Consider the following 16451-nt stretch of genomic DNA (forward strand, 5'->3'; position numbering starts at 1 on the left):
TGTTACTTACTCAATACATTTTATATTTCAGATAGAATGTCCCAATTATTATTGTAAAACGATTATGGATTTTCAATCTCTCAATCAGATTTTAGGCTATCTCCAAATTATGGAGCTATCGCCCCAACAACAACAGTTTCTAAAACTGATGGAGTATTGGGAAGAAGTTTTAGGAGTTATGGCTACTCAAACTAAGCCTCTATATATTGACCGGGGAGTTTTATATGTTGCAACATCTAGTGCTGCTTTGTCTCAAGAACTTAGTTTTCGGGTGCCCCAACTTTTAGATAAGCTCAATCATTTTTTACCCACACCCCTAGACAATATCAGGTTTTCTGCTGCTCACTGGCATACAATTCACTCTCATCAATCGAGACAAACTGAAAAAAATAATTGGCTAGAGCATCCTAGCATGATTCCTCAATCTCAAAAAGCAACCTTGGAAGACTCGACTCATAAAAATCAAAACCCTCAAACCACATTTAAAAATTGGGCTAAAGCTATCAATACCCGCTTTCAAGGTTTACCTCTATGTCCTCAATGCCAATGTCCTACACCCCCGGGAGAAATTCAACGTTGGTCAGTATGTGCAATTTGTGCCACTAAACAGTGGTCATCAAGTTAAGTTTTAATTATTTCATAATTTTAACTCCTCAAATGTAATTGAAAAGACAAAAACATTAATTTTTATATTAAGTGGGTGACTAGAAATTTTTGATAGTTTTTTGAGTCTATCTTTATGGGCTTTAAGCCAAAAATATTTTCCATTACTTGGTTTAAATATTATCTATTTTACTTCGATCTGACTTACCTTTTAACTTGATCCCTATCAAGTTAACCGAAATAATGTATGAATTAATACATTTTTACGTACTAGATTTCACATAAATGTTTCTGTTTATAAAGTAATTATAAAAATAATATAAATTTTATTTAATTGATAGGGATATTCATAATCTAGGTGTCACAATGGATTTAATAGATTAAAACCACGAGTCTCTTGGATTCAAAATAATTAAGATAGACTCAATTAAATTTAGGAAAATTTTTTATGAAACCCACTTTAGTTTGTCGTAATTGTCGATACTATTTGCCAGAAGGAAGACGTGGTGGTGTTTGTCAAAAGTTAACTACACCAGTTGAAAGTAATTGGAAAGCCTGTTCGTTAGCTTCATCTCCCTTCAATAAATCCTGGGAAAATCTTGAGAGTATAGCTATCTGGAATCAGCAAATCGATCAAGATTTGGAAGTAGTTAGTTTTACCTAAAATGAAAGTTAAAAGCCTTGTTTCTTTCAAGAGGGTACTTGATACCCTTCTATCTATAAGAACAAGGTTTGTCTCCAATTTTTTTAGTTCAACTAACTAACAAAATTGGGGTTAGTTATTATGAGAAATATAAGTTAAGGTCTCAGTAACTTATCCATGTCAAAAAAAAGCTACATTTTTATTCTGACTCTAAGAGACTTTTTGTAAAGTTTTGTAAGGGAAAAGAATGCTCTTTAAATTGTAACTACTTGGTTATTTATCCCAAACTTTGTGCTTTGAAATACTGACATTATTGGTGAGGAGTAAAAACACTTTATAATTCTTGACAAAAAATCTCTAAGGTAACCAAGGATATCTACGAAAGTCTGGAGGTCGTTTTTCTAGGAATGCTTTTTTACCTTCAGTTCCTTCCTCTGTCATATAGTATAAAAGAGTGGCATTACCTGCTAATTCTTGTAGACCAGCTTGCCCATCACAGTCAGCATTAAAAGCAGCTTTGAGACAACGAATAGCGATCGGGCTTTTTTCCAGAATTTCTGAAGCCCATTTAATGCCCTCTATTTCCAGTTCTTCTATAGGTACAATACAGTTAACTAAGCCCATTTCTAAAGCTTCTTGAGCTGTATACTGCCGACAGAGGAACCAAATTTCTCGTGCCTTTTTCTGACCGACAATTCTAGCTAAATAACTGGCCCCAAAACCACCATCAAAACTACCTACTTTAGGTCCAGTTTGGCCAAAAATTGCATTGTCAGCAGCAATAGTTAAGTCACAAATAATATGCAAAACATGACCCCCCCCAATAGCATATCCAGCAACTAAAGCAATGACAACTTTGGGCATGGAGCGAATTAAGCGTTGTAAGTCCAATACATTCAGTCGTGGTACTCCAGTCTCATCAACATAACCTGCTGTACCTCTTACACTTTGGTCTCCACCAGCACAGAAAGCATACTTACCATCTGTGTAAGGTCCAGCACCTGTAAACAAAACTACTCCAATATTTGGGTCTTCACGAGCATCAACAAAAGCATCATAAAGTTCAAACACAGTTTTAGGACGAAAAGCATTGCGTTTGTGGGGACGATTAATAGTTATTTTGGCAATTCCATCAGTTTTGTGGTAAAGAATATCGCTATACTCTTTAACAATTTGCCATTTTATTTGTGAAGGTTGCTTTTTCATAAGTGCTGGTAAAAATTAATTTAAGGAAGGTATAAAGCAGGAAAAAGAAAGCAAATAACAGGTAAAGAATATATTAAATTAACCCGATACTAATGCATAAATAAACAGATAATTTTTATTTACTTTACTTAGGGATGCTAGATAGAATTAAGTCCTTATTTTCTTTTTTTATTCTGTCTTGATTTTTTTCTTCCTTATTCCTTGCGTTTTATGAGAATGCTCAGATTAATTGAAGTACAATCTTTTTGTCTTTTTTTATTCTTTGTTACTTATATTATACTACTACTGAATTATTACTTGTTTACCAATGCTAATACCAGTTTCAAAAAATCATGCTACATTAACTTTTTTTGTAGTTAGGCAAGACCTAGATTTTGCCATAAATATAGGAAAATTAAATTAAAGAGCAAGGTTTTTCCCTGTTCCCTACTCCCTTTTTTACTGTAACGACCTTTTTTGAATTTGGTATAAATGATTGACTATCCAAGTTATCTAGTCCATAAAAAGTGGATGAGTCGAGTATTAGAATTGGCCAAAATTGCTGGTGATGCCGGAGAAGTACCAGTTGCAGCTATAGTAGTTAACTCAGATGGCAAGTTGATTGCAGAAGCTCAAAACCGACGGCAGCGAGATTTTGACCCTACTGCTCATGCAGAAATATTGGCTTTGCGACAAGCCGGACAAGTGTTGCGGAATTGGCACTTAAATCAATGTACTCTGTACGTTAATCTAGAACCTTGCCCGATGTGTACGGGGGGAATATTGCAGGCAAGAATAGGTTTATTGGTTTATGGAGCAGACGATCCGAAAACTGGCACAATACGAACTGTTGCTAATTTTCCAGATAGTGTTTTTTCTAATCATCGTCTGACTGTTTTAGGAGGAATAATGGAATCTGTTTGTCGTCAAGAATTACAGTCTTGGTTTGCTAGCCTTCGGTAAATAATACCAAGTGTGATAAATGTTTGCTACATTTTCTTGAGTGGGGGAGTAGGGGAGTAGGGAAGTAGGGGAGTAGGGGAGTAGTAAAAATAAGAATAATTAACAATATTGAGTATAAAATAGGCACATAAAAATCAAAAAGATGATAACTGAGGTGTTAATTGATATATAGTTGACAGTACAAGAAGTGTCATTTAAGGATGCCACTAAAGTAGGGATAAAATTTAGCTTAGAGTCAAGAAATCAAGTTAGATAATTGAGCTAAAAAACTATGATAAATCTTGACTTTATCCAAGCCTTTTTAAGGAAAGTACATTCTCCAGTCAACTTAAAACCTTCTATTATTTCTCCTTGGTTAGCATCTTTGTCTTATTTTTTAGGTCGTCACATAGTAATGCCGTTTTATTTTCGTAGAATAAATATTATTGGAAAAGAAAATATTCCGAGAGATGGACCTGTGATTTTAGCTCCTACTCATCGTTCTCGTTGGGATGGGTTAATCATACCTTATGCTACAGGTCGGTTAGTTACTGGTCGAGACCTAAGATTTATGGTTAGCATGGATGAAGTTAGAGGTTTACAAGGTTGGTTTATTAGACGTTTGGGCGGATTTCCTGTTAACCCAAAAAATCCGACAGTTTCTTGTTTTCGCCATGGAGTAGAATTAATGTTAAATAGGGAAATGTTAGTGATATTTCCTGAAGGTAAAATTTGTCGCGATAATCAAGTTCATTCTCTCAAAACAGGATTAGCTAGAATAGGATTACAAGCTGAGTCTTATCAACAAAATCTTGGTGTTAAAATAGTGCCTATATCTTTGAATTACAATCCAGTTATTCCACGCCGTGGTTGTAATGTTATGGTTCGTATTGGTGTTCCTTTATCTGTAAAAGATTATATTTATGGATTGGGGAAAAAGCAGGCACAACACTTAACTATGGATTTAGAAGCAGCACTTAAAAATATAGATGGGCATTCAACAATTAATAATTAATAATTAATAATTAATAATTAATAATTAATAATTACTTCTCCTGAAAACTGATAGAATTGGCGAATAAGATTTTTGTGATTTATCTATTCTTTAAATCAGAGGCTATAAATCTTGATTATTTGGTAAATCAGAGAAGAAAGAAGGAGGAGTAATAAATATACTTTTTCTCGCCAATCAGGATGAATAATTAACTTTCATTGTGAGTCTAAAGTTTTTGAATTTTATGACAACATCAATATTCTATACCCAATAAAATGGAAAAGGCTTTTATTTATAGTGATTTTAAACGATTCTTGATTATCCTCAATTTTCAGCACGCCTGAATACTCTAAGAAAAATATTATATATAATACTAGCTTGATAAATGTTGGCTACAAATAATAGATTATTTTGGTATAGAGTTGGTTTGTTTTTGTTAAAAATTATCGAGCTAATTGAGTGATAAAATATATTATTGTTATTGCTTTTTTCAACTTATTCCCTATTTTGTTTGATTTCACATCTAGTTATAGGCTGTTTCATTCTAAACTGTGATATTTTATGTATTGACGAAACTACAGTTATTTCAAAATTTAGTAAATTTATCTTTCGCTGTCTGAAAATCAATAAATTCATTGCCAAAATCTAGAATAAAATGACCCTGTTTCTAGATGACTCAAGCTTTCTTCCTTAACTAAACTATTTGTAATAATTTTTTTTCAAAATGGTATAGTATGATAATTATCAATAATTTGGAAAAAATCCAAAACTAATATGAAATACTAAAATTTTTGCGATGTATCCTTTTTCTTGTCAAAGAGTTTTAAGGGAGGTATTGCGTCGGATTCTTTTTCATATTTCATATATAACAGAAGGAAGAAGGAATAAGGAAAAATCTGGCGTTGTCTGAGTTTTAAGTTTTTGATATATCCGCGCTCTTTTCTTTGACTGCTATAACATTATAAGATTAAATATTTGAGTAGTGATGTACAAGTGTGATTTTTATAGTTTTGTGTCTAAAAGTCAAAGGGATTTACTTATCAATATCACTACATTTGCAGAACTACCAAAATTTGAAGTTCCTATCTTTTTTACCTTTTCTGTATTTCTGCACAACTTATAAAAGTTTGCACGGATAGTTAGGAACAGTTTAAGATTGATCGCTATTTCTTATTCCCAAAAAATCTCAAAATTTGTACTTAATTTAGTCGAAAACTGCTGTACATTTAAGACTGCTATATGAGGATATTTTGTATATGAAGTCAGTATTGACAAATTTTATCCCTAATTTTAAATCTAGGCAAATTGTTTGTTTGGAGTATGAAAATACTTGTTTATATGCAGAAGTAATTCAAGTATTAGAAGCACGCAAAATGTGTTGGGTTCGTCCTTTGTTATTGAAATTATCTACTTCAGAAGTTGGGTGTGAAAATCATCAAAACAATTTAGAAAAATCAAGTTTATGGGATTTGCGAGATGGTGCTGATTTGGTTTGGCCGATATGTTTATTTAGGGAAGCTATTGATACAGAGTTTATGCCACTTTTGACTGAATTAGAATTCCTAGATAGTCAAGAGAAAAATCTGCAAGTTTCACATCAAAAATTACAACATTTTGTGAGGAAAGTTTGGCAGGCTTTTCCTGATGTTTTTCCCTTGATTCCGGATTAATATTTGGGATGTTTTATAGGCAATGAATCTAGCAATTAATCAATGTTATTTTTCTTGCCTTGCTCTATATAGAATGACTTTTAAAAATGGGATAATTGTTTGATTGGTGAACTACTAATACTAAGCGTGATAAATGTTTGCTATATTTTCTTGAGCTGGGGAAACCACCCCTACTGCTCTCAGGAGGGGAAGTAAAAATAAGAAGAATTAACAATAACTAGCGTGCTAATTATCAAAAAAGTTATTCAGTTTTTTAGAGTAGGAATAATCTCGACTATCAAATATTACATTTTGCGAGTTTTTCTGCTAGATAAGGAGCGCCAAAATTCCTAACATAAGAAGTAGCTCTAAAAGGAAGATGTCCGTAAGGAGCTGAAATTTTATATGTAATATTTTTATATCTTTTATACTTTTCGCCCCACTCTACTTCCTTGATAAAAATGTCAGCGATCGCTACATTATAAATTCCTGGTTTACCTCCTACTTCGCTCCAAATTTGTTTTTGAATGCTAAATCCGAATTTGCCGTTACTATAGTTAATCCACAATTGATTAATTTTATCTAGGTCTTTGCAGGGGATATTTTTTATATCTTCTAGATTAAGCCAATATTCTTTTTCTAGCTCTACAAGTGAAAGTATAATTCTGAATGTTTCTTGGTCTGCTTCTTGAAATTTTTCGGATGATAATAGGTTTTCCAAAGTTGTGTAATCTACTTTTTTTTCTATATAGTTAATAGTTGTTTGGGAGGTATCTGGAATATTAGTTCCGGGTAAAGGTTGGGGTGCTTTTTGAGGTTGTATAGTGGGGTGATGTTTTTGTTGTGGGATAGGAATAGGTTGAAGGGGTAAAGGGCGAGAAATTTTAGGAAATTTAAGTTTGGGAGAATAGATATAAGTCACAACAATAAATATGAGTATACCTGTTCCAATTGGTAATATATTTGCTTCTCCTTGATAAAAAGTTTTGACATAATTTTGATAAAGGGGTTTAATACCTTGAATATTTAAGGTAGCCATTTGAGACATAATTTTTCCAGAAACTTGAGACATTTGAGACATAATACTTGGAGGTTTGACTTGAAGTAATGTCAACCATTCCTGTACAGTCTGAGGGCGGTCTTCTGGTTGAATTTCCATTCCTTTAATAATGGCGTTATTCAGGCGATCGCTAATGTTTGTATTGATTTTTTTTGGTTCTATTAATAAGTCTTGTTTACCTGGTTTTTTTATCAACTTGAAAATCAACTTTAAGGCGAAACGGAATTGTTTTGGCAAGGGGGTTTTATGTATGGCTAATTGAGTATGATATCTATCTATAGAGTTAGGTAATTGGTAGTTAGTTAGGAGTACATAAAGTGTGGCTGCTAAAGCATAAATATCTGTATATTCTCCTGGTTTATGTTTGCGAGTATATTGTTCTATGGGAGCATAACCTGGTGTATAAAATTGGGTGAAGCTGTTGGTTTGATTGGGAATAAAGTCACGGGCAATTCCAAAATCAATTAAAACTACTTCTGGTGTATTTTTGCGCAATATAATATTTTCTGGTTTGATATCCCGGTGCAGAATTTTTTTGTTATGAATGACTATTAGTGCATTAGCAATTTGCTGAATATAATAGAGTGCTGTTTTTGGGGGTAATATTCCTTGTTGATTGATAACATCAGCTAAGTTATCTCCCTCTATAAATTCCATGACAATACAATAGAGTTTTCCTTCTTGAAAGGAATGATAAAATTTGACGATATTCTGATGTTGGAATTTTTTTAGTTGTTCTGCTTCGTGTATAAATCGCTTTTGAAATTTGTCAAAATTAGGTAGTTTTTGTACCCGACTATTTAAGGTTTTAATAACTACTTTTGTGCCGATATTCTGATTATCCCATGCTAAATAGGTGATGCCGAAGCCTCCTTCTCCTAAAGTTTTTTCTATGGAATATCTGCGGTTATTTAAAGTAGTACCTGGTTGCCAGTTATTCATTTTAATTAAATTAATAATCTTGTTAATTGGGTTTGTTTATAAGTTGAGTTTTTCCATCTATTTATAGAGGAAATAACTCCAAAAAGTATTGTTACAAAGTTTTTGGTAAAAATATGGAAAATTTATCAAAATAATTGGGTCTAAAACCTCGCTTTTTAAGGCGAAATATTTTTTGGGAGTTGCTAAAATTCCCTACTTCCCCTCCTGGGAGGGGTTAGGGGTGGGTTAACTTCTGACTTCGTTAAGTTTGTGGAGCATTCTATAGGAAATTTTGCTAATACAAAATTGAGAAGGAGTGCAAATATTTGATACCAAATTTACGCAAAGGTTGTTATATCTTAATCTGTGATTTATTTAGACTATAAAAAAAAATCTGGAATGAGGGCAAATGCCATTTGCCCCTACAGGTGGTGTTTTAAGGTAAATTTGCGTCAGTCCTGATACTTATCTGTTTCATCTTCTCTATTCCCTACTCTGTGACTGTAGCAATATTTTATTAAATTGATATTCATAGTTTTGTAGATTTTACAGGTGGTTTGACTATAACTATTTATGGAAAATTTAGTATTAAGAATTGGGTGCATCTCTTATGTGCAAAAATACTTTTTTTCCTATATATTTCCTGTTCCCTGTTCCCTGTTCCTTGTTCCCTATTCCCTGTTGTTGGTAAGAGTATGGAAAATTTATGTTTGTGGAACATTCTGTAGGAAATTTCTAATACAAGAGTGAGAAGGAGTGCAAATATTTGATACCAAATTTACGCAAAGGTTGTTACATCTTAATCTGTGATTTATTTAGACTGTAAAAAAATTCTAGAATGAGGGCAAATGCCATTTGTCTCTACAGATGTTTTTTTTAAGGTTAATTTGCGTAAGTCCTGATATTTATCTGTTCTATTTTCTCTATTTCCTACTCTCTGAGTGTAGCAATATTTTATTAAATTGGTATTCATAGTTTTGTAGATTTTACAGGTGGTTTGACTATAACTATTTATGGAAAATTTAGTATCAAGAATTGGGTGCATCTCTTATGTGCAAAAATACTTTTTTTCCTATATATTTCCTGTTCCCTGTTCCCTGTTCCTTGTTCCCTATTCCCTGTTGTTGGTAAGAGTATGGAAAATTTATGTTTGTGGAGCATTCCCTAGGAAATTGCTAATACAATAGTGAGAAGGAATGCAAGTCTTTAATACCAAATTTACCCAAAGGTTGTTACATCTTAATCTGTGATTTATTTAGACTGTAAAAAAATTCTAGAATGAGGGCAAATGCCATTTGTCTCTACAGATAGTTTTTCAAGGTAAATTTGCGTAAGTCCTGATACTTATCTGTTTCATCTTCTCTATCTCCTACTCTGTGACTGTAGCAATATTTTATTAAATTGGTATTCATAGTTTTGTAGGTTTTATAGGTGGTTTGACTATAATTATTTCTGGGAAATTTAGTATCAAGAATTGGGTGCATCTCTTATGTGCAAAAATACTTTTTTTCCTATATATTCCCTATTCCCTACTCCCTGTTTCCTAAAAGCGATAATTTTTTGGCTTTATTCAAAATTGAGATGTACCCCCATAATTTTTAATCTCTCAATGTTGAAAATGCAATAGGACTCATTGTGACTAATACTGTTACGAATAAAAGTGCTATTTTTTGTTCAAAAGTTGTCATTTCCCAAACTTCTCCAAAACCTATAGTTATAAAAGCTGTGCGACTATCTTTTAATAAAACATTTTGTGATGTTCCTAAAAAAGAAGTATAAGCATCAAAACCTATGGCAATTATATGAAATGGGATTAATATTTTGTATTTATCATTTCCAGATTTTGACCAAATCTCTTCTGCATTGCCGCTCAACCCTAAAATTAAAGCACTACCAATAAAAGCACTTATATAAATAGGAATATGTTCTGGTTTCCAATCAGTTACTCCAAATATACCAATTATACCTAAAAGACTGGTAACAAAGTCCCAAATAGACCCTGCTGCAAATATAAAAAGTAAAAATCCTTTCATTTTATTTAACTCCAAATTTGTTTAAATTTATTTATCTGAAATAAAGAATAATTCCGACAATAATAACTGCGATAAAAAAGAATATTACCATGAATAAATTATTTGAGATTCTTATTTGTTTGCGAGGAGATTTTTTTTTGTTAATTCCAGGATAACTGGTAGATGATTCGTCTTTAATCTCCCACTTGTTAATAAAATTTTGAAATTCTTTTGTGGATATAGCATAAATAAAGTCTTTCCAGGAGCGCCATGAAGTTTGAATAGACCAGTTAATGATTGGCAACTGATTGTTATTATTTTGATCGATAAATTCTAGATAAGTTTTAGCGTCAATCAAACTACCAGTTTTTTTTAAGTTAATTTCTAATTTTTTCCAAGAATCTAAAAATTTTTTTTCGTCTTGGGTAGGTACTTCAAAAGCAAAGAAAAAACTTACCTGCATAGTAAATTTGTCAGAAATCAATTAAATACCTCCTGTTTAGTATTGGCAAATTAATAGATAATTAATACTCTTTATCTTTAATAGTGGAACTAATTTTTGCCTTTGTCAGCTAAGACTGCTTTACTCTAAAATTTTCTGATTTAAGATTCCTTTACTACGGAAATTTTCTCGGTTTTTTTTGATTTCTTTGATTTCAATAAGCCACACTCATCAGAGCATTCAGCTATCAGCTATTAACTGATTGTTCTTGGATAAGGAATGAATATTGATATATTGCTCCATAATTAAAAGTTATGAGTAAAAATATTTCCCTTGACCTTAGGAATTTAATCAATGACACAGCGAGTAGTAAAAATTCATGCTTCGTGTACTAGGCAAAATAAAAGTTTTTCCCAAAAATGAAACATCCCTAGTTTTTTAGGAGGGTAGGAAGGATAAATCAGATCAAACTTCATAGAAAATTGGTATCAAAAGAAGATAAATAGTAATTCTTATAGAACAACTCCTATCTCTTTTCAGGAAAGTCAAAAATTAAAAGTAAAGATTGATTTAGCTGAACAGTTTAACTGACAATAATTTCATACAACTATTTCATAGGAAAGTTAAAAATTATATATGACATAATTTTTATGAATGGATAGTAAAAACAGTAAATAGCCATATCTTAACAACTAAATTTCTCCTTTGTCAGTGATAAATATTGATAAAAAGTGACAAAAAGTAGCGCATTATTCAAAGCTATGTTAAAGTACAATACAAAACTAATTCCTAAGTTGACAAGAATGAATGTGGAAGAAGCACTGGCTATTGTAGAAGCGGTATTAGATGATAATGCTCCTCTCAATGATATTGAAGAGTTTATTTTTAGGGAATGTTGGGAAGGTAAACAGTCTTATGAAGAAATGGCAAAAAATTCTCCCTATGATAGTGAATATATTAAGTCTGTTGCAGCAAAATTATGGAAAAAATTATCGAAAACTAAAGCTTTTAATGAAAAGGTAAAAAAAAATAATCTTCGCTCAGTTATTCGACGATATTTACAGAGACATAAGGTTATATCAAATCAAAATCAAATAATAGGAGTAAATCTCAGTGGCACTAATTTAAGTGTAAATGAAGCTAACTTATGTCAAACAGATTTACACGAGTTAATCGTACTGACAAATGGTAAAAAATTAGTGGAGGAAAGTACAAATACTAAAGCTGATAACCAACAAAATAAATCCTACTTGAAAAACACAATTAACTGGAATGGTTTAAATTTTAATTCTCAGGCAGAAGTCAAAATTGCCGAAGCACTAGACCGTGCCAATATTATATTTTTATCAAATACAAAAATTAGATTGACCACTGCCACAGGTAGAGGAAATAAAATAGTTAATTTCGTTATATTACACAGGGAAAAATTAGGAATTATTCAAATTAGTAGCGAACCTTTTCCAGTAGATTTAAACTTAGCTCCTAACATCAAAATTGTTCAGCATTATGATATTTATTCCTGTATTAAACAACCAGATCAAGTTATAGCCGAATTTTTAGAACTATTAAATCAAGCATAGGTAAAAATATCTTGAACTTATTCAACCTAATCATCTGTTATACATCATAAAATATATCTGAAAGTACTGTCACAACTTAGAATTATGAGTTATAGCACAAAGAAGAAAGAAGAGGCAAAAAATAAAAAGTTTAATGATTGATATTCCCATCCCCAACTTACAACTATTTTATAAGTCAAATACATTCATAGCTGCTGTTATATATATACAGAATAAATGAAAAGACACTATATATATAGCGAATTTCATGTTGGTGAGGTACACCCCGAAGCGGGCAAGATGCCTGCACTGGGAACATTTAATTGTTAATATTTGTACTTCATATATAGCAATTCTCAAGTTACTAAGGCACAGTTGTTCTTTTGATTTTCTATTCCCTACTCCCTACTCCCTAAAACAAAGGAATTTTGTACCTCACGCTTCTTGAGAATTGCTATAGTATATAGTGAACAAAAACTATAATAATCTTATTTTAGTTAGATATAAAATATCTTCAAATTAAGGAGCATATGAACTGAGAAGATAAAATACGGGAAAATAATTTCTGAATTTCGGTCTATTTCTTCGTTTTTTATAAATTATTTAAGACTGCTATATAACCTTAAAAATATCTAGTGTTTAGCACTCATGCGTTGTGTAATTTTTGATATAAATAGTTATTAGCTCATTTAATAGGGGAGAGAATAACTTGATAAATAAACAAATAGCTAATCCCTACAGGGGAAAGAATAACTTGATAAATAAACAAATAACCATTCCTTACCGAATAATTAAGGTTTAAAGCCTCTCCTTTAAAGGATAAAAAAAGCGGTCGTTTTGCTAGCGCATAACTACGTTAACGGCTGTCGCCGACATGTTTGCGTAGCATTCCGTAGGAAAAAGCGTAGCTTCCCGTAGGGTAGGATGGCGAGGTCTCGGAGCCATATCCAATCGATCAAGAGAAGAAAAAAAGTTTCTTTTTAGTCAATCCTTTTTTTTTCAAGGAGGGGTAATTGTTAATTATTAATTATTAATTATTAATTGTTGAATATGTCTTTCAAATCTCTGACTAAATTAGTTGCTCAAATTTACGGAAAAGTTCCTATCCGTATCACTCTAATAGTGCCATTTGTAGTGCAAATTTTTGGGGTGGTAAGTTTGGTGGGATATATTTCCATGAGAAATGGCCAGAGAGCTGTTAATGATGTAGTTACTCAACTTTTAAATGAACAAGTTGCTAGGGTTGAACAAAGTTTAGAAGCTTATCTTCGTGTTCCTCATCAGGTTAATCAAATTAATGCTGCTGCTATTCGTAATGGTCAATTAGATTTAGAAAATACCTCTCTATTAGAAAATTATTTTTGGCAACAACTACAAATATTTGATGTTTTAACTTTTACGGGATTAGGGTTAGAAAATAAGGTTAATTTGGGGGCGGAAAGATTTGATAATGGTACTCTGACGGTGAGAGTTTCAACCGTAGAAAGTAACTATATTTTTGAAACTTATTCTACAAATCAATTTGGCGAACGGATTGAGTTATTAAGTAGTATTAAATTCGACCCGCGCACTCGACCTTGGTATAAAGCTGCTGTGGTGAGGGGTCAACCTATTTGGAGTGAGATTTATCCTAATACTGCTGGTATTACTGCTTATCTTGGTGCATCGATGCCTTTTTATAATTTGCAGGGAAAATTGCAGGGTGTTTTATTAACTAATATTAATCTTTCACAAATTGGCGATTTTTTAGGTGGCTTAAAGGTTGGTAAAACAGGACAAGTTTTTATTATTGAACGTTCGGGAATGTTAGTGGCAACTTCTACGGGAGAAAAGCCTTTTCATACTACAAATAAAGCTTATGGAACCAGACGAGTTAAAGCAACTGAAAGCCAGAATGATTTGACGAAAGCTACAGCAAAATATTTAGCCAAAGAGTTTAACTTCAATCAATCAATTAATAGTCAACAATATCTAGAATTTAAGTTTGATGGTCAACGAGAGTTTATTAATGTTAAACCCTTTCAGGATAGGTATGGTTTAGATTGGTTAATAGTAGTAGTAATTCCAGAAACAGATTTTCTAGAACAAATATATCAACAGACCAAGATTACGATTGTACTTTGTCTATTAGCTTTACTTTTAGCAACGGCAATTGGAGTTTTAACATCTCGTTGGTTGGTGCAGCCAATTTTACAATTAAAAGATGCAGCTACTGCTTTATCAGAAGGAGAATTTAATCAGATAATAAATTTACAGCGTGAGGATGAAGTAGGTGTCCTTGGTAAAGCTTTTAATTCTATGGCTTTTCAGTTACGAAATTCCTTTGATATTCTCAAAACTAAGAACGAACAACTAGAACGTTTAGATAAATTAAAGGATGAATTTTTAGCTAATACATCCCATGAACTTCGTACTCCTTTAAATGGAATTATTGGCATTGCAGAATCATTGATAGATGGAGCAGCAGGAAGATTGCCATCTCAAGTTAAAACTAATCTTTCTATGATTGCTACTTCTGGTAGAAGGTTATCAAATTTGATTAACGATATTCTAGATTTTTCTAAACTTAAACATCGGAATCTTGAATTGCAAATAAAGCCGCTGGGAGTTAGAGAACTAACAGAAATAGTGCTGACTATTTCTCGTCCCATGATTGGCAAAAAGTCTTTACAACTGATTAATTCTATTAGCCACGATATGCCGTTTGTAGATGCTGATGAAAATCGACTCCAGCAAATTTTTTATAACTTAATTGGCAATGCAATTAAATTTACTGAGTCAGGTACTGTTGAAGTATCGGCTAAACTTTTAGAAAATCAAGAAATTGAATCTACTAATCAACTTTCCCTAATAGAAATTACTATTGCCGATACAGGTATTGGCATTCCAGAGGATAAATTAGAGAGAATTTTTGAATCATTTGAACAAGCAGATGGCTCTACAGCTAGAGAATATGGTGGAACAGGTTTGGGTTTAGCTATTAGTAAAAAATTAGTAGAATTACATGGTGGTAATTTGTATGTTTCATCAGTAGTAGGAGTTGGTTCTAAGTTTAAATTTACTTTGCCAATATCTCAAAATCAAACAGTTGATTTTCCACAACTTTCTTGCCCTTTACCAATATCTTTAATTACAGAATTGGGGCAAAAAAATCAAGATATAGCTTTAGAAGGTTTAGTCGCCGAAAGTGGAGACTTTAAAATTTTAATTGTGGATGATGAACCAGTAAATCTCCAAGTTCTCAGAAATAATCTATCTTTACAAAATTATGCTATTACTCAAGCTAATAATGGTATTGAAGCATTAGAAATAATTGAAAATGGTTTGATGCCAGATTTAATTTTACTGGATGTAATGATGCCTCACATGACAGGTTATGAAGTGGCAAAAAAGCTGAGAGAAAAATTTTTACAAAGTGAATTACCGATTGTGATGTTAACTGCAAAACCATTAATTTCTGATTTGGTAGAAGGTTTTCTTTCTGGAGCCAATGATTATTTAACTAAACCCTTTTCTAAACCAGAATTGCTAGTAAGAATTAAAACACATATTCGTTTGGCTAAAATAAATGCTGCTTATGGTCGTTTTGTTCCTCATAGTTTTTTACGCTTCTTAAAACGTGAGAGTATTGTTGATGTTAAATTAGGCGACCATGTCAAGAAAAAAATGTCAATTTTATTCTCTGATATTCGTTCTTTCACGACTTTAAGTGAAGGTATGACTCCAGAGGAAAATTTTAAATTTATTAATAATTATTTGTCTCGAATGGAATCAGCAATTTTAGAGAATGAAGGGTTTATTGATAAGTATATTGGTGATGCAATTATGGCGCTTTTTAGCAAAAGAACGGATGATGCAGTTAATGCCGGAATTAATATGTTAAAACGTCTGGATTTATATAATCAAGAACGCCAAAAAATCCAACAGCAACCTATTAGAATTGGAATTGGAATTAATACGGGCGATCTAATGTTAGGAACTGTGGGAGGTGGAAAAAGAATTGATGGTACAGCCATCGGTGATGCTGTTAATTTAGCCTCTCGTTTAGAAAATTTGACTAAGTTATATGGAGCTAATATTTTAATCAGTGGAAATACTTTATTTGATTTAGAAGAATTCGAGAAATATAATTATCGTTTTTTAGATAGAGTTAAAGTAAAAGGCAAAAAAGAAGCAGTTGCAGTATTTGAAATTTTGGATGGAGATACTGAAGTACAAAAGCAATTAAAAATTCAAACCAAAACTGAATTTGAAGAAGCTGTTTTTCTTTATTATCAACGTAAACATTCAGCAGCAAAAGAAATCTTCTTAAATATTTTCCATATCAACCCAGAAGACAAAGCTGTAAAACTTTATCTCAAACGTTGTAAAAAATCTCAAATTTACGGCATTCCTGAAGAATGGGAAAAAGAGATAGTAATTAAGGAGTAGGGGAGTGGGG

Annotated in this window: 11 protein-coding genes; 7 read left to right on the top strand and 4 right to left on the bottom strand. The window is 32.1% G+C overall.

Annotated features, from left to right (window positions below):
- Positions 1-64: 64 nt before the first annotated feature.
- Positions 65-625 carry a DUF721 domain-containing protein gene (locus F6K15_RS10255; RefSeq protein WP_293060430.1) on the top strand — a complete coding sequence of 187 codons (561 nt, stop codon included), beginning with the start codon at positions 65-67 and terminating at the stop codon, positions 623-625.
- Positions 626-1051: 426 nt separating this feature from the next.
- On the top strand, positions 1052-1267 hold the full coding sequence (locus F6K15_RS10260; RefSeq protein ID WP_293060432.1) for a hypothetical protein: 216 nt from the start codon (positions 1052-1054) through the stop codon (positions 1265-1267).
- A 336-nt stretch (positions 1268-1603) separates the two neighbouring features.
- On the opposite strand, the gene menB is transcribed toward F6K15_RS10260, so the two are convergent.
- Complete coding sequence (gene menB / locus F6K15_RS10265) at positions 1604-2452, bottom strand: 1,4-dihydroxy-2-naphthoyl-CoA synthase (RefSeq protein WP_293060434.1); 849 nt, start codon at positions 2450-2452, stop codon at positions 1604-1606.
- Between the two features lie 471 nt (positions 2453-2923).
- On the opposite strand from menB, the gene F6K15_RS10270 reads away from it, so the two are divergent.
- The 3 genes from F6K15_RS10270 to F6K15_RS10280 all read left to right on the top strand — a co-directional run bounded on the left by F6K15_RS10270 (position 2924) and on the right by F6K15_RS10280 (position 6037).
- The gene (locus F6K15_RS10270; protein WP_293060436.1) at positions 2924-3394 is read left to right on the top strand and encodes a nucleoside deaminase; all 471 of its coding nucleotides are present in this window, start codon (positions 2924-2926) and stop codon (positions 3392-3394) included.
- Between the two features lie 271 nt (positions 3395-3665).
- Positions 3666-4388 (top strand): 1-acyl-sn-glycerol-3-phosphate acyltransferase, encoded by a 723-nt coding sequence (locus F6K15_RS10275; RefSeq protein WP_293060438.1) that lies wholly within the window; start codon positions 3666-3668, stop codon positions 4386-4388.
- A gap of 1235 nt (positions 4389-5623) precedes the next feature.
- Positions 5624-6037 (top strand): hypothetical protein, encoded by a 414-nt coding sequence (locus tag F6K15_RS10280; RefSeq protein WP_293060439.1) that lies wholly within the window; start codon positions 5624-5626, stop codon positions 6035-6037.
- Positions 6038-6314: 277 nt separating this feature from the next.
- On the opposite strand, the gene F6K15_RS10285 is transcribed toward F6K15_RS10280, so the two are convergent.
- The 3 genes from F6K15_RS10285 to F6K15_RS10295 form a co-directional block, all read right to left on the bottom strand.
- Positions 6315-8018, bottom strand: a complete 1704-nt coding sequence (locus tag F6K15_RS10285) for a serine/threonine-protein kinase (RefSeq protein ID WP_293060441.1) — start codon at positions 8016-8018, stop codon at positions 6315-6317.
- 1577 nt (positions 8019-9595) lie between these two features.
- Positions 9596-10030 carry a hypothetical protein gene (locus F6K15_RS10290; protein ID WP_293060442.1) on the bottom strand — a complete coding sequence of 145 codons (435 nt, stop codon included), beginning with the start codon at positions 10028-10030 and terminating at the stop codon, positions 9596-9598.
- A gap of 31 nt (positions 10031-10061) precedes the next feature.
- Positions 10062-10493: a hypothetical protein gene (locus F6K15_RS10295; RefSeq protein WP_293060444.1), complete on the bottom strand. Its 432-nt coding sequence runs from the start codon at positions 10491-10493 to the stop codon at positions 10062-10064.
- Positions 10494-11182: 689 nt separating this feature from the next.
- Here F6K15_RS10295 and F6K15_RS10300 point away from each other — a divergent pair.
- Complete coding sequence (locus tag F6K15_RS10300) at positions 11183-12031, top strand: hypothetical protein (RefSeq protein ID WP_293060445.1); 849 nt, start codon at positions 11183-11185, stop codon at positions 12029-12031.
- A 1029-nt stretch (positions 12032-13060) separates the two neighbouring features.
- On the top strand, positions 13061-16441 hold the full coding sequence (locus tag F6K15_RS10305; protein WP_293060446.1) for an ATP-binding protein: 3381 nt from the start codon (positions 13061-13063) through the stop codon (positions 16439-16441).
- The last annotated feature ends 10 nt before the right edge of the window (positions 16442-16451 follow it).

Origin of the sequence: Okeania sp. SIO2B3, assembly GCF_010672525.1 — a bacterium.
Lineage (GTDB): Bacteria > Cyanobacteriota > Cyanobacteriia > Cyanobacteriales > Microcoleaceae > Okeania.

What these genes read in the sequence shown, in the direction of transcription:
- F6K15_RS10270 (WP_293060436.1), top strand. Translation starts at nt 2,924, where the DNA reads ATGATTGACTATCCAAGTTATCTAGTCCATAAAAAGTGGATGAGTCGA.
- F6K15_RS10260 (WP_293060432.1), top strand. Translation starts at nt 1,052, where the DNA reads ATGAAACCCACTTTAGTTTGTCGTAATTGTCGATACTATTTGCCAGAA.
- F6K15_RS10280 (WP_293060439.1), top strand. Translation starts at nt 5,624, where the DNA reads ATGAAGTCAGTATTGACAAATTTTATCCCTAATTTTAAATCTAGGCAA.
- F6K15_RS10285 (WP_293060441.1), bottom strand. Translation starts at nt 8,018, where the DNA reads ATGAATAACTGGCAACCAGGTACTACTTTAAATAACCGCAGATATTCC.
- F6K15_RS10255 (WP_293060430.1), top strand. Translation starts at nt 65, where the DNA reads ATGGATTTTCAATCTCTCAATCAGATTTTAGGCTATCTCCAAATTATG.
- F6K15_RS10290 (WP_293060442.1), bottom strand. Translation starts at nt 10,030, where the DNA reads ATGAAAGGATTTTTACTTTTTATATTTGCAGCAGGGTCTATTTGGGAC.
- F6K15_RS10275 (WP_293060438.1), top strand. Translation starts at nt 3,666, where the DNA reads ATGATAAATCTTGACTTTATCCAAGCCTTTTTAAGGAAAGTACATTCT.
- menB (WP_293060434.1), bottom strand. Translation starts at nt 2,452, where the DNA reads ATGAAAAAGCAACCTTCACAAATAAAATGGCAAATTGTTAAAGAGTAT.
- F6K15_RS10305 (WP_293060446.1), top strand. Translation starts at nt 13,061, where the DNA reads ATGTCTTTCAAATCTCTGACTAAATTAGTTGCTCAAATTTACGGAAAA.